At 44.6% G+C, this 12,490-nt stretch carries 14 protein-coding genes; 8 read left to right on the forward strand and 6 right to left on the reverse strand.

Annotated features, from left to right (window positions below; translation table 11 throughout):
• Position 1: 1 nt before the first annotated feature.
• A complete protein-coding gene (gltA, locus tag B0680_RS03655) occupies positions 2-1,279 on the reverse strand; it encodes a citrate synthase (RefSeq protein ID WP_078253701.1) in 1,278 nt (425 codons plus the stop codon).
• Between the two features lie 699 nt (positions 1,280-1,978).
• On the opposite strand from gltA, the gene sdhC reads away from it, so the two are divergent.
• The 6 genes from sdhC (at position 1,979) to B0680_RS03685 (ending at position 7,040) form a co-directional block, all read left to right on the forward strand.
• Positions 1,979-2,368, forward strand: coding sequence for a succinate dehydrogenase, cytochrome b556 subunit (gene sdhC, locus B0680_RS03660; RefSeq protein WP_078253702.1), 390 nt, complete (start codon positions 1,979-1,981; stop codon positions 2,366-2,368).
• On the forward strand, positions 2,368-2,721 hold the full coding sequence (gene sdhD / locus B0680_RS03665; protein WP_078253703.1) for a succinate dehydrogenase, hydrophobic membrane anchor protein: 354 nt from the start codon (positions 2,368-2,370) through the stop codon (positions 2,719-2,721). The genes sdhC and sdhD overlap by 1 nt, the downstream gene beginning before the upstream one ends.
• A 64-nt stretch (positions 2,722-2,785) precedes the next feature.
• Positions 2,786-4,639, forward strand: a complete 1,854-nt coding sequence (sdhA, locus tag B0680_RS03670) for a succinate dehydrogenase flavoprotein subunit (RefSeq protein ID WP_407661997.1) — start codon at positions 2,786-2,788, stop codon at positions 4,637-4,639.
• 72 nt (positions 4,640-4,711) lie between these two features.
• Entirely contained in the window at positions 4,712-5,422 is a 711-nt protein-coding gene (locus tag B0680_RS03675; RefSeq protein WP_078253705.1) for a succinate dehydrogenase iron-sulfur subunit, read from the forward strand.
• A gap of 69 nt (positions 5,423-5,491) precedes the next feature.
• The gene (locus tag B0680_RS03680; protein ID WP_078253706.1) at positions 5,492-6,082 is read left to right on the forward strand and encodes a GNAT family N-acetyltransferase; all 591 of its coding nucleotides are present in this window, start codon (positions 5,492-5,494) and stop codon (positions 6,080-6,082) included.
• A gap of 46 nt (positions 6,083-6,128) precedes the next feature.
• Entirely contained in the window at positions 6,129-7,040 is a 912-nt protein-coding gene (locus B0680_RS03685) for an AEC family transporter (RefSeq protein WP_078253707.1), read from the forward strand.
• Here B0680_RS03685 and B0680_RS03690 read toward each other — a convergent pair.
• From B0680_RS03690 to hisIE, 5 genes are all read right to left on the reverse strand, one after another.
• The gene (locus tag B0680_RS03690; protein WP_078253708.1) at positions 7,037-7,378 is read right to left on the reverse strand and encodes a DUF4298 domain-containing protein; all 342 of its coding nucleotides are present in this window, start codon (positions 7,376-7,378) and stop codon (positions 7,037-7,039) included. The genes B0680_RS03685 and B0680_RS03690 overlap by 4 nt on opposite strands.
• A complete protein-coding gene (gene tatC / locus B0680_RS03695) occupies positions 7,375-8,127 on the reverse strand; it encodes a twin-arginine translocase subunit TatC (protein ID WP_078253709.1) in 753 nt (250 codons plus the stop codon). The genes B0680_RS03690 and tatC overlap by 4 nt, the downstream gene beginning before the upstream one ends.
• On the reverse strand, positions 8,124-8,714 hold the full coding sequence (gene tatB / locus B0680_RS03700; protein ID WP_078253710.1) for a Sec-independent protein translocase protein TatB: 591 nt from the start codon (positions 8,712-8,714) through the stop codon (positions 8,124-8,126). The genes tatC and tatB overlap by 4 nt, the downstream gene beginning before the upstream one ends.
• Positions 8,715-8,731: 17 nt before the next feature.
• Positions 8,732-8,950 (reverse strand): Sec-independent protein translocase subunit TatA, encoded by a 219-nt coding sequence (gene tatA, locus B0680_RS03705; protein ID WP_078253711.1) that lies wholly within the window; start codon positions 8,948-8,950, stop codon positions 8,732-8,734.
• Positions 8,951-9,077: 127 nt separating this feature from the next.
• Positions 9,078-9,884, reverse strand: a complete 807-nt coding sequence (gene hisIE, locus B0680_RS03710; RefSeq protein WP_078253712.1) for a bifunctional phosphoribosyl-AMP cyclohydrolase/phosphoribosyl-ATP diphosphatase HisIE — start codon at positions 9,882-9,884, stop codon at positions 9,078-9,080.
• A gap of 1,044 nt (positions 9,885-10,928) precedes the next feature.
• On the opposite strand from hisIE, the gene B0680_RS03715 reads away from it, so the two are divergent.
• Together B0680_RS03715 and B0680_RS03720 are read left to right on the forward strand one after the other, a co-directional pair.
• Entirely contained in the window at positions 10,929-11,627 is a 699-nt protein-coding gene (locus tag B0680_RS03715; protein ID WP_078253713.1) for a DUF3800 domain-containing protein, read from the forward strand.
• Entirely contained in the window at positions 11,627-12,097 is a 471-nt protein-coding gene (locus tag B0680_RS03720; RefSeq protein WP_143821344.1) for a hypothetical protein, read from the forward strand. Before B0680_RS03715 ends, B0680_RS03720 begins: the two co-directional genes overlap by 1 nt.
• Positions 12,098-12,490 lie beyond the last annotated feature (393 nt).

The following is a 12,490-nucleotide window of genomic DNA, read 5'->3' on the forward strand; positions in this document are numbered from 1 at the left end:
ATTATTTACGCTTGTCCACAGGGACGAACTCACGGTGTGTCTCGCCAGTGTAGCGTTGGCGTGGACGACCGATTTTGAACGGCTCTGAGTGCATCTCAGTCCAGTGGCTGATCCAGCCCACAGTACGCGCTAGAGCGAAGATTACGGTAAACATTGAGGTTGGGATACCGATTGCTTTTAGGATGATACCTGAGTAGAAGTCAACGTTTGGATATAGTTTACGCTCTACAAAGTATGGGTCGTTCAAAGCGATTTGCTCAAGTTTCATCGCAAGCTCAAGCTTAGGATCGTTGATGCCTAGTGCGCCAAGGACTTCATCACAAGTCTCTTTCATCACTTTGGCGCGTGGGTCAAAGTTGCGATAGACACGGTGACCAAAGCCCATGAGTTTGACTTCTTTACGCTTAACTTTTTCCATGAATTCTTCGACGTGCTCGACAGAACCGATTTCATCAAGCATCTGTAGAACTGCTTCGTTCGCACCGCCGTGTGATGGGCCCCATAGTGCGACGATACCTGCTGCGATACACGCATATGGGTTGGCACCTGTTGAGCCTGCTAGACGCACGGTAGAAGTTGATGCGTTTTGCTCATGGTCTGCGTGTAGGGTGAAGATTTTGTCCATTGCTTTGACCAGTACTGGATTCACCTTGTAGTCAGGCTCACCTGGGGTAGCGAACATCATGTATAGGAAGTTTTCAGCATAGCTGAAGTCTTTGCGTGGATACATGAACGGTTCGCCGATTGAGTATTTGTAGCTCATCGCAGCTAGGGTTGGTACTTTTGCGATCAAGTCAACACAAGTCTCATCACGGTGTGCAGGATCAGAGATATCTAGGTGGTTGTGATAGAATGCTGATAGCGCACCGACCACGCCGACCATGATTGCCATTGGGTGAGCGTCACGGCGGAAACCTTCAAAGAACTTACGCAGTTGGTCATGCACTGCCATGTGGTTAGAAACACGTGCGTAGAACTTCTCTTTTTCTTCAGCGTTTGGTAGATCACCGTATAGTAGCGCATAGCAGACTTCTAGGTAGTCAGCGTTTGATGCCAAATCATCAATCGCATAGCCACGATGTAGTAGCTCGCCTTTTTCGCCATCGATATAAGTGATTTTTGATTCAACGGGTGCAGTCGCCATAAAGCCTGGATCATAAGTCCATAGACCAGCCTTGGCAACAGCGCTTACATCCAATACAGGGCGTCCTAGCGTGCTCTCCAGCACTGGCATATCATATTCGACACCATCAACGGTAAGGGTAACTTTCTTTGACATAATTGACCTCTTTGGGGTTGGTTGCGTCTGAAAACCTTGTACTGTGCATAAAAATCACCGAACATCCATGTTGGTGCTTAATTAGCACCATACAATCAGACGAATAAATTCACACTTATTAGGCTAAGCCATCAGCCAACTTAAGTGCGGCTTCCTTGTGTTGTTATTAAATTACGCATCTGTGAACAGATGCACTCAGCAGTGAGTATCTTGGATAATACAAAAACTTTGTCAAACTTACAAGCTTTTTTCGCATTTTAACGAAATTTTAGTAAACACCTATTCATTGCTTCATTCGTGATTTTAGGGACAATGTGGCAAATTGACAAGTGTTTTTGTGGCTCTGACATTGTTTGTAACAATTAATTTGACAGCTTTTTGGTTATTTTTTTAAAAAATCACGGGAATTTTGCACAAAATATAGGAATTTGTTTGTAATTATTGTTCAAGCGATTTATAATTTAAATTATTTATGACTGCATTTCCATAAACGATAATCAATCGCATTATAGGCTTTTGGTACAAGGCATTGTCTTGATTGATTGGCTATCATGCCGCAATTGATGTCGTTGTGGGATTTTTTGCAATTTTTTGTGGTGCTCGCTGTACATCATGTGATGACTGGTGACTATCGTTAGCGATATTTACCGATAGCCGGCTAGCTACTCCTTGCCATTGTTCGGCGTAAATTAGATAAGGATGCCCGCTGTGAAAAGCAACCGACCGATTAACCTACCTTTGAGCCAAGTTATCGCTGTGAACTCAAAATCACCGATTGCTATGGCTTCGATTTTGCATCGTGTTTCTGGGATTGTTTTGTTTTTGCTTGTCCCTGTGATGCTATGTATTCTTCAGACTTCTTTGACTTCACAAGAAGGCTTTGATGCCGTTTTTGAAAATGTTGCACTACGCTTCGTTGCTTGGATTTTTGTTGCGGCGACTGCGTACCATTTTGTCATGGGTATCAAGCACTTGCTGGCTGACCTAGGCATGAACGAAGAGTTCAATTCTGGCCGTACGGCGGCTGTGATCAGCTTTGTGATCGCTGCTGTACTGATTGTCGCATCGTTTGTATGGGTGATGTTCTAATGAGAAATAATTCTGGTATTAAAAGTGCGACTGGTCTAACAGGCTCAGGCTCGCGTGATTGGATTTTACAGCGTATCAGTGCTGTCGTTTTGGCGGTATATAGCGTTGTGATTGTAGGATTTTTCCTATTTTGCGATGTGAATTTTGACGCTTGGAAAGGCTTCATGCTAAGCCTGCCAATGAAGCTATTTAGCTTGGTTGCGATTTTGTCTTTGGTATTCCACGCATGGGTGGGTATGTGGACAGTTTTGACTGACTATGTCAAATCATCAGGATTGCGTTTGGTGATTCAGTCATTGGTCATTATCGCTGTTTTGGTGTATCTATTCTGGGGCGTGATGATTTTTTGGTAATTGACCGATTGGCTTAGCCATTGGTAAATTTGCCCCATCAACACCAATAAAAACATAATTAGGAATAAACATGGCAACACAAGATACTGTAATCAACAACATCCCAACGCTAAACTTTGACGCAGTCATCGTTGGCGGTGGTGGTTCTGGTATGCGTGCTTCTCTACAGCTGGTTAATGGCGGTATGAAAGTCGCAGTCATCACCAAAGTTTTCCCAACCCGTTCGCACACGGTTGCTGCCCAAGGTGGTATCGGTGCGTCATTGGGTAATATGAGCAACGATAACTGGCATTTCCATTTTTATGACACCGTCAAGGGTTCTGACTGGCTAGGCGACCAAGACGCCATCGAATATATGTGCCGTGAAGCGCCAAAGGTCGTCTATGAGCTTGAGCACATGGGTATGCCATTTGACCGTAACGCCGATGGTACGATTTATCAGCGTCCATTCGGTGGTCACAGTGCCAACTACGGCGAAAAAGCAGTTCCCCGTGCGTGTGCAGCTGCTGACCGTACTGGCCATGCGCTACTACACACGCTATACCAAAAGAACCTAGAAAAAGGCACTCAATTCTTCGTTGAGTGGATTGCGCTTGACCTAATCAAAGACGACGAAGGCAACATCAACGGCGTGGTAGCGCTTGACCAAGAAACAGGTAATATCTCTGTATTCCAAGCCCAAACTACCGTACTAGCGACAGGTGGTGCAGGTCGTATCTTCCGTGCATCAACCAACGCCTACATCAACACCGGTGACGGTCTGGGCATGGCAGTGCGTGCAGGTATCCCGCTACAAGATATGGAGTTCTGGCAATTCCACCCAACGGGTGTAGCCGGCGCAGGCGTTCTATTGACCGAAGGCTGTCGTGGCGAAGGTGCTATCCTTCGTAACAAGCACGGCGAGCCGTTTATGGAGCGTTATGCCCCAACCCTAAAAGACTTAGCACCACGTGACTTCGTCTCTCGTTCTATGGACCAAGAGATTAAAGAAGGTCGTGGCTGTGGTCCAAATGGCGACTACATCGTTATGGATATGACCCATCTAGGTCATGCCGAAATCATGAAGCGTCTGCCATCGGTATTTGAAATCAGCCACAACTTCGCCAACGTGGACATCACCAAAGAGCCAGTACCAGTTGTCCCAACCATCCACTACATGATGGGCGGTATCCCAACGAACATCCACGGTCAGGTGACTGTACCTGTGCTAGATGGCGAGCGTGATGAGCAAGGTCTATACACCGAAGGTCGTGTCATCAAAGGTCTATATGCCATCGGCGAATGTGCGTGCGTCTCTGTACACGGTGCGAACCGTCTAGGCACGAACTCACTGCTTGACCTTGTGGTATTTGGTCGTGCGGCAGGTCAGCATATCCTAGATGAGTTTGCTAAGTCAGATCGTGGCTACAAGCCATTGAACCCACGCGTCCTAGACTTCACTCAAGCACGCCTTGATAAGCTACAAAACTCAACTGAAGGCTACAACGCTCAAGAAGTCGCTGACGAAATCCGCTCAATCATGCAGTCACACGCTGGCGTATTCCGTACCCAAGCGTTGATGGATGAGGGTGTTGAGAAGATTATGGCGCTTGCACCAAAAGTTGAGCAAATCCATCTAAAAGACAAATCGGCGGTGTTCAACACAGCGCGTATCGAAGCGCTAGAAGTGGCAAACCTTTACGAAGTCGCCAAAGCAACCATGCTATCAGCATCACTTCGTCATGAGTGCCGTGGTGCGCACAGCGTCCTAGACTATGAGCGTCCTGCAGATGATGCCGAAGCGCCACTAGGTCGTGATGACAAGAACTGGATGAAGCACACGCTATGGTATTCAGAAGGTAACAAGGTAATCTATAAGCCAGTGCGCAAGAAGCCATTGACTGTGGATTACTGTGAGCCACGCGTTCGTACATTCTAATTGACATTTATCTAATTTGAATTTTGGGCGTATTGCATCAGCCTACGCCCAAGCATTTTGCGGAGAAAGACTATGAGTCGTGGAACTCGCACCGTTGAAATTTATCGCTATGATCCTGATAAGGACAAAGCTCCATATATGCAGGCTTATCAGATTGAGCTACTAGAATCTGATCGTATGCTACTAGATGTGCTACTGCGTCTAAAAAAACAAGATGAAACCCTAACTTTCCGTCGCTCATGCCGTGAAGGTATCTGTGGTTCTGACGGTATGAACATCAATGGCAAAAATGGTTTGGCGTGTCTAATCAACATGAACACCTTGCCAGAAAAGATCGTTATCCGTCCGCTACCAGGCCTGCCTGTGATCAAAGATTTGGTTGTGGATATGAACCAATTCTATGAGCAATACGAAAAAGTTCATCCATACTTGATCAACAATCAGCCTGCGCCACCAAAAGAGCGCCTACAATCACCAGAAGATCGTGAGAAACTAAACGGTCTGTACGAATGTATCCTATGTGCGTGCTGTTCAACTTCATGCCCATCATTCTGGTGGAACCCTGATAAGTTCTTAGGTCCATCTGCGCTATTGAATGGCTATCGTTTCATCATCGACAGCCGTGACAGCGACACCCAAGCTCGCCTAGCACGCCTAGATGACCCATTTAGCCTATTCCGTTGCCGTGGCATCATGAACTGCGTGTCAGTGTGTCCAAAAGGTCTAAACCCAACCAAAGCAATCGGTCATATCCGTAGCATGCTGCTAGACCAAGCAGGCTAATGATTGGCAAATTGCCCAAAACCACATCATCTTTGGTGTGGTTTTGTTGTCTTTATAAGGAAAAAAATCATGCAGCAGTTGGTAAAGCCTGTTGTGCTAAGCCTATGCGGTGTGCGCCTTGAGCCACTTAGTCATGCGCACGCCGATGGACTAACGATGGCAGTACAAGATGGTGAGCTGTGGCGTCTGACCGTGACCAGTGCACCGACACCAGAGACTGTGGATGCCTATATTCAAGCGGCGCTAGATAATCTGACTCGCCTTGCCTTTGCGGTGATCGATGAGCGTGATGAACGAGTGCTTGGCACGACCAGTTATCATGATATCATCGATCATATTGGCCGCGTTGAGATTGGTTATACTTGGTATGCTAAATCTGCCCAACGCACGCATGTCAATACCGCCTGTAAGCTTGCGCTAATGACTCATGCGTTTGAAGTGCTTGACTGTGCGGTAGTGGGATGGCGGACAGATATTTTGAACACCAACTCACAACGAGCCATCGAACGGCTCGGCGCCCAAAAAGATGGCGTCATCCGTCACCAGGCGTTAAGGCGAGATGGCACGGTGCGAGATACGGTCATGTATAGTATGCTAAACACCGAATGGCTAATGCATAAAACTCGGCTAATGCACAGGCTGATGGCGACACAAGTCTAATGCCAAAAAAGCTTGAGCAAGTTTGGCATAACATGGATAAACACGGATGATGACACTGATTATTAATAGCCTAATACCGCTGGTACTGTGTATCGCACTTGGCGCTATCTTGCATTGGTATCGCTTTGTGCCTGATACGGTGTGGCAGGGTATTGATAAGCTCAATTATTATGTGCTGTTTCCGTCATTGCTCTTTTTATCTATTTCGCAGGCGCAGGTGGTGCTGTCCGAATTTGGCTCGGTGATGACAGCAGTCGCCATTGTGCTGATGCTTGCGACGATTGCGATGACTGTGGCAAATCGCTTGGGTGTGTTGTATGAGAATATCGGTGTCTATACCCAAAGTGCCATCCGTTTTAATACCTATATCGGGCTTGCACTGGTGGCGTCGCTATTTGGCAATGATGGCTTGACGCTGTATTCGCTGATTATTGCGCTGTTTATTCCAGTGATTAATGTCATCTCGGTGCTGTCATTGACCGCACATCAGGAGCTATCGCCAAAGCGACTGATTCATAATCTGATGACCAATCCGCTGATTGTCGCTTGTATCTTGGCAATCATGGTTAATCTGTCGCCCTTATCCATGCCGACAGCCATCAATGAGCTGATGCGACTGCTAGGCACGGCAAGCCTACCTTTGGGGCTGATATGTATTGGTGCAGGGCTACAGTTTGCGGGGCTGTTGGGTCGGGGTTTACCGCTTGTGATGGCGCATACTTTGATACGCCTGCTATTGATGCCTGCGTTGGCATTCTTGGTGTGTGGCATGATGGGGATTACGGGGATTGGACGGCAAGTGGTGGTGCTATTCTTTGCGCTACCGACAGCGCCGACGGCGTATGTGCTGACTAAGGTGCTGGGCGGTAATCATGCATTGATGGCGCAAATCATCAGCCTACAGACAGTGCTTGCGATGGTAACTTTGCCAACTGTACTGTGGTGGCTGATGGCTTAGGCGGATGGTTCGTGTGCCGAGCTTTTATCCAGATGTGCGATGCATAGCTTAAGTATCGACCAAAGCAGTTCATCTTTTTCGGCCAATTCATTCCAAATCGTATCTTCGCCAAGTACGCTATACTCGCCTGGGGTGCGCGTATCCAAAGTGCCTTGGCTATCAGCATTCATCAGTTCAGCAAATTCAGCACTAGAATAGCTGCGCTCTAGCTGCTGCATGAGTTGCATGGCGTGCGACAGAGTATCTTTGGCTTGGTAGAGTGCAGGCTTTAGGGCAAGCCATTGGCGATAGGTCTCTTGGAGTGCATCAAGGCGTGCTTGTTGGGTGCTTGGTTTCATGTGATGGTTTCCGTTGATGTGGTGTCATTCTTGACCAAAGCCCGTGCCATAAGCAGTCCAAGCTCGAATAATAAGCACATTGGCACAGCCAGCATAATCATACTTGCGCCATCAGGTGGCGTGACGACAGCGGCAATGGCAAAACAGCCCACGATGATATAACGGCGTTTATCTGCTAGGCTTTGGACGCTGACCAGTCGCATCAGCACCAAAATCAGTGTCACCACAGGGATTTCGAACATCACCCCAAAGACTGCAAACAGCTTTAGGACAAAGCTTAAGTAGCTGTCAATATCGGTCATCGGCAGGACGTTGTCAGGGGCGAACATGACAAAAAATTTGAGCGCAGGCACAAGCACAACAAAGTAAGCAAAAGCCACACCAAGATAAAACAGCACAATGGCGGATAATAGCAGTGGCAGAGCGGCTTTTTTTTCATGCTTATAAAGACCGGGGGCGATAAAGCCCCAAATCTGCGCCAAAATGAACGGCACGGTAATAAAGAGCGCCACAAAAAAGCTTAGGCGAATCGGTGCCAAAAATCCAGATGCGACGTCGGTAGCAATCAAGCTGGCTTCTTTTGGCAATAATGCTACCAAAGGATTGGAAATAAAATCGTACAACTCACGACTAAAGCCAACCAAAGCCAAAAACACCACCAACACCGCCAAAAAAATACGGATAAAGCGTGTACGCAATTCTATAAAATGCGACATCAATGGCATATCATCAGGTGTCTGTGTGGTCATGGCGTATTCACTTGATACAAAAGTGGGTCGGCAATGTAATTGGGCAGCCAAGGCGGTGGCGGTAGTCTACGACGACGATCATAGTCACCCAACAAGAACCAACGATTCACCAAAGGCATGGTGTCAAACTGCTTGCTTGGTAGGATACCTGATGGCGGTGCGTCATCGGATGTATCGTCCATTGCTTGTAGCGCTTTGGCATGAGCGACAATCTCATCATCACCATCATTGATGGCTTGTGTGTCGGTGTCGGTCTGTGGCATCGTCTGCCATGCATCTAGGGTATGCCGTTTGGCGATTTGTGTTTGTTGTTGGGTACGCTCAAGCGACTGCTGTAGCTTGGTCATCTGCGCTTGCATTTGTGCTTCGGATTCACGGATTTTGGCAAGCTCTTGTTTGAGCTGTTCTTGGGCCTCAAGCAGTTGCAATTCATTACTGATTTCAGATTGCAAGCGAGTGCTGGCACGGCGAATCATGCCATACCAACGCCCAAGCGTGCGAGCAGCGACGGGCAATTTGTCAGGGCCAAGTACGATTAGTGCAATGATGCCAAACAACGTCAGCTCAAAAAACCCAAGATTTAGCACAGTCTATCCCAATGCACTTAGGCTTTGTCGTTGGTTTTTTCGACTTTGACTTCTTCGGCGACGATGGTTTTGTCGCTTTGGCTGATGGCTTTGTTGTCATCTTCTTTGACAGCATCTTTGAAGCCTTTGACAGCAGTGCCCAAATCTTTGCCTGCATTTTTTAGCTTGCTTGTGCCAAATACCACAACCACGACAACCAACAAAATCAGCCAATGCCAAATGGATAAAGCACCCATAGTTTCTTCCTTTTGTAAGTTTTGTAAGTGAGTTTAACTAGCAATCATAGCATATTTTACCAAATTTTTGAAATCACTAAGATTGCAGATTGCCAGATAATTATTGATAAATCAAATACTTAGTTGTTTACTGAGTTGTTCTGCTGTTTTTCTCATCAATGCCTGATACGCCAAATCGACGAGCCAGCTCATCAATCACTGCTTGAGAATCAAGCCCCAAAGCAGACAGGGCGACCATCTGATGAAACCACGTGTCTGCCACTTCATAGACCAAATCATTTGCCATCTCATCCACTTGTTGACCTGTGGCAAGGGCGGCTTGCAGTTCTTTGGCGGCTAGGATACTCTCAACTGCTTCTTCGCCGACTTTTTCTAGGATTTTGTTGAGTCCTTTGTGGTATAGACTTGCCACATACGAGCTGTCTTTGTCAGCGGTTTTGCGTTCGTTTAGGATGTTATCAAGCGTGCCAAGCACCTGCGTTGCACACGCTTTGGTTGCTTGTTTGACAGTATCAGTTGTGGCGTGCTCGATGCTTGAGCCATAGATGTCGTTTGGGTCTTTGAGCACGTCACTGACGATTTGCCAGTTGCCATCTTGGTCGAGTTTTTGATAAAAACAGGACGCACGCCCCGTATGACAAGCAATCCCGCCAAGCTGTGTAACGGACAAAATCACCGTATCACCATCACAATCTGTGTAGATATCATGAACAATCTGTGTATGACCTGAAGTTTCACCCTTGTGCCACAGCTTGCCCCGTGAGCGTGAAAAATACACCGCCGTGCCCGTTTCTTGGGTCAGCTTAAGCGACTCACGATTTTGCCAAGCCATCATCAGCACCTGACCTGTGGCGTGGTCTTGGGCAATGGTTGGCACCAATCCATCGGCATTAAATTTAATCTGGTCAAGCCAAAGCGTGTTGGGTGTGGTCATGGCAAAATCCTTGGGGTTGATGGGTTGGGTAGCGATATCATCAGTATCATCGGTGTTTTTTGGTGTATTTCAGATTCAACTGAGAATCACAGCTAAAAACTGCCCCATAGTTTAGCACAAACCATCGCCAAGGTCATGCGTATCCACGGTTTATATGCACAATTTGCCAAGCTTGGGCTGATATTGTGCATGAGGATTGGCTTGGCGGTAATTGTTCGGTGGTCATTATGGCAGAAAAATATGACAATAAAAAGAGGCTATTTTCAAAACTAGGTTGAAAATCGACCAAGCATAAATAATTTCAATCTTACCATATCTGATATATGGTTGATTATTTGAAGTTTCCAAATTTTGCATTTAATCCAATTGGTTGAATTTCGGTTGCTTTATACATTGTCCAAATGCAGTTACCATCTCACCCGCAGTTAACTTAAGTATCAATCCACTTTCGTAGTACTGTTGTGAAGTTCTACAGACATGATTTACCTCTAAAGTTTTAATACTCACCCATACTAAATAATCACATTTTCTCTACCTGACTACAAAAGTACCCGACCTTAAAGGATGGATTTAGAGTTCATCCATACCTGTCCCATGTCTAGCCTGCAAGAAGCAATACCCCAATACAGCACGATGTTAAGCTTTATTTATGACAACAAATAGATATCTTCTAAGACACTTTTCCCTTGGATAAGGGTGGGTGTTTATTAACAGATTGGGGATTGAATAGCTTAATATACGGGTTCAAAACTTGCAACTAGCAAATTTTTTGATATTGCATAGCTTAACCAATGAGTCAATGATTTACCCATTCTTGTTTTTGTGACAGGTGTACTGAACAACTTCTGTTTTAGTAGACAGGTGGATTTCTTATTTTATGTATATGTATTTTTACCAATACGGTATAAATAAGCCTAATTATTAAATTAATATAAAATCTTATCTTGATTTTTATTGGCATATATGCAAATTTTTTGCAATAATCTAGTTGCAGCACACAATATATGGTAGAATTGCATTCTTAAAAAATTAAAGAGGGTCTTAATGAAATTTGAGGTTTATTGTGATGAAAATCACCCAGAGCTTTTTACTTCTAGTAAACCAACTGCCAAATATTTAATGATTGGCAGTCTATGGATTCCTTCTGAATTACGCCAAGAGATTAAACAAAAGATTCATAAGCTTCGCCAAGAATATAGTCTGTGGGGAGAGATGAAGTGGCATAATGTTGCGCCTACGAGCTTGAATTTTTACAAATCATTGATCGATCTTTTTCAAAGCTATGGCGAACAGATGAGATTTCGTTGTATTGCTGTGGATATTGAGCACTTTCAAAAAGATTACCATCAAGGAGATAGTGAGCTAGGGTTTTATAAGTTTTATTATCAAGTACTACATCATTGGATTTTGGATTTTAATGAATATATCATTTTTTGCGACATCAAAACAAATCGTGATTTAACAAGATTGAAAACACTTAAACAATGTCTAAATAATGCAAATATCACATCTCGTGTACGAGATGTTCAGGCCTTGCCTTCAAAAGAGGTTGTGTTAATTCAATTAACCGATATCCTGCTTGGCATGGCCTCGGCTCGCTTAAATAACAAGTTGAAAGCCGGTAGTGCGAAATCAAAATTGGTTGAATATTTTGAAGAAAAGATAAACCGTACAATCGCACCCACTTATAGAAATGAAAATAAATTTAATGTATTTAAAATCAATCTACGAGGAGGATGGTAGTGTTACATCCGCCTTTATTAAAGTATGAGACTATTGCTGAGTACAAAAATCATTTTGAAAAACATTATCTTCGTAGTGAAATTTTTACATTTGATGGTATTCGAGTGTATTTCAAGCCCCAAAAGTTTGGTCATGCTTTCTATGAAAGCTCCAATTACACAAAAGGAGCAAAAGACCAATTTTCATATACGCGCGCCGAAAGGATGGACTGGATTAAACTTACTTTAGAGAGCCCTAATGCCGAACAATTTATAGGGTGGAATAAAGACACCAAAAGCTATGAAAAAACCCGCAGAGTTAGTGTGGTTTATGCAAACTTTGTTGTGGTTATTGAGATAAGGTTGGCAAAGGATAATATATTAAAAGGCAATTTTGTTACCTGTTATGTTGCAGATGCAAGCATTGAAAAAATTAGAAAATCACCAAAATGGAATAAAGATGACTGCATCAGAGAGCTTCAGAAGAAGTAAATAAAATAGCCGCTGATTTGCTACGCTGGCTCAGCGGCTGAAGCCTCGGTAAGTTCACAACTGATAAGTAGTGAACCCTGTATTTATTGTAATATTTCACAACCTGTAATTCAAGACATATTTGTTAAAAATAGACAATATATTGACAAATAAGCATTTTTACACATTCGGCCCTCTCATCTAACCATCCATCAAAAAAACCCTGCAAGAGCTGATCTTGGCATTTCATCGCATTTAAAGATTTTAGAAATTTAAAAACTCATCCCCAAACTCACACCACTGACCCAATCTTTGTTGGAAAAGCCCGTGGGCTCACTGATTGCTTTTGAGGTGAAAATGTCGTAATTAAAACTTAGGTAGGGGTTATTTGCATTTGGTGTGTACCGGTACAAT

This window comes from Moraxella pluranimalium (assembly GCF_002014825.1).
Classification (GTDB): Bacteria; Pseudomonadota; Gammaproteobacteria; order Pseudomonadales; family Moraxellaceae; genus Moraxella; species Moraxella pluranimalium.

Bases quoted from the DNA above. Each gene is read 5' to 3' on its own strand.
- gltA (WP_078253701.1), bottom strand. From the start codon at position 1,279: ATGTCAAAGAAAGTTACCCTTACCGTTGATGGTGTCGAATATGATATG.
- sdhC (WP_078253702.1), top strand. From the start codon at position 1,979: ATGCCCGCTGTGAAAAGCAACCGACCGATTAACCTACCTTTGAGCCAA.
- sdhD (WP_078253703.1), top strand. From the start codon at position 2,368: ATGAGAAATAATTCTGGTATTAAAAGTGCGACTGGTCTAACAGGCTCA.
- B0680_RS03675 (WP_078253705.1), top strand. From the start codon at position 4,712: ATGAGTCGTGGAACTCGCACCGTTGAAATTTATCGCTATGATCCTGAT.
- B0680_RS03680 (WP_078253706.1), top strand. From the start codon at position 5,492: ATGCAGCAGTTGGTAAAGCCTGTTGTGCTAAGCCTATGCGGTGTGCGC.
- B0680_RS03685 (WP_078253707.1), top strand. From the start codon at position 6,129: ATGATGACACTGATTATTAATAGCCTAATACCGCTGGTACTGTGTATC.
- B0680_RS03690 (WP_078253708.1), bottom strand. From the start codon at position 7,378: ATGAAACCAAGCACCCAACAAGCACGCCTTGATGCACTCCAAGAGACC.
- tatC (WP_078253709.1), bottom strand. From the start codon at position 8,127: ATGACCACACAGACACCTGATGATATGCCATTGATGTCGCATTTTATA.
- tatA (WP_078253711.1), bottom strand. From the start codon at position 8,950: ATGGGTGCTTTATCCATTTGGCATTGGCTGATTTTGTTGGTTGTCGTG.
- hisIE (WP_078253712.1), bottom strand. From the start codon at position 9,884: ATGACCACACCCAACACGCTTTGGCTTGACCAGATTAAATTTAATGCC.
- B0680_RS03715 (WP_078253713.1), top strand. From the start codon at position 10,929: ATGAAATTTGAGGTTTATTGTGATGAAAATCACCCAGAGCTTTTTACT.